Source organism: Shewanella sp. 0m-8, assembly GCF_052977265.1.
In genome coordinates this window covers 1-983 of sequence record NZ_JBRIMB010000109.1, presented here as the reverse complement: position 1 = coordinate 983, position 983 = coordinate 1, and the positions used below count along the sequence as shown (strand labels likewise).

Annotated in this window: 1 rRNA gene; it reads left to right on the top strand. The window is 49.8% G+C overall.

The features are described from left to right. Window positions 1-983, top strand: a 23S ribosomal RNA gene (locus tag ACVBIO_RS21580); the annotation flags it as partial.

Here is a 983-nt window from a genome sequence, read left to right as displayed (position 1 = left end):
TGAGGCGAACCCGGGGAACTGAAACATCTAAGTACCCGGAGGAAAAGAAATCAACCGAGATTCCCCTAGTAGCGGCGAGCGAACGGGGATTAGCCCTTAAGCGTAGAGGGTGTTAGTGGAATGTGTTGGAAAGCACAGCGGCACAGGGTGATAGCCCCGTACATGAAAACTAACTTTACGTGAAAACGAGTAGGACGGGACACGTGACATCCTGTTTGAACATGGGGGGACCATCCTCCAAGGCTAAATACTCCTGACTGACCGATAGTGAACCAGTACCGTGAGGGAAAGGCGAAAAGAACCCCTGTGAGGGGAGTGAAATAGAACCTGAAACCGTATACGTACAAGCAGTGGGAGCGGTTCTTGAGACCGTGACTGCGTACCTTTTGTATAATGGGTCAGCGACTTACATTTTGTAGCAAGGTTAAGCGAATAGCGGAGCCGTAGGGAAACCGAGTGTTAACTGCGCGTTTAGTTGCAAGGTGTAGACCCGAAACCGAGTGATCTAGCCATGGGCAGGTTGAAGATTGAGTAACATCAATTGGAGGACCGAACACACGTATGTTGAAAAATGCGGTGATGACTTGTGGCTGGGGGTGAAAGGCCAATCAAACTCGGAGATATCTGGTTCTCCTCGAAAGCTATTTAGGTAGCGCCTCGTACGAATACCATTGGGGGTAGAGCACTGTTAAGGCTAGGGGGTCATCCCGACTTACCAACCCTTTGCAAACTCCGAATACCAATGAGTACTATACGGGAGACACACGGCGGGTGCTAACGTCCGTCGTGAAAAGGGAAACAACCCAGACCATCAGCTAAGGTCCCAAAGTTATTGCTAAGTGGGAAACGATGTGGGAAGGCTTAGACAGCTAGGATGTTGGCTTAGAAGCAGCCATCATTTAAAGAAAGCGTAATAGCTCACTAGTCGAGTCGGCCTGCGCGGAAGATTTAACGGGGCTAAGCAATACACCGAAGCTATGGGT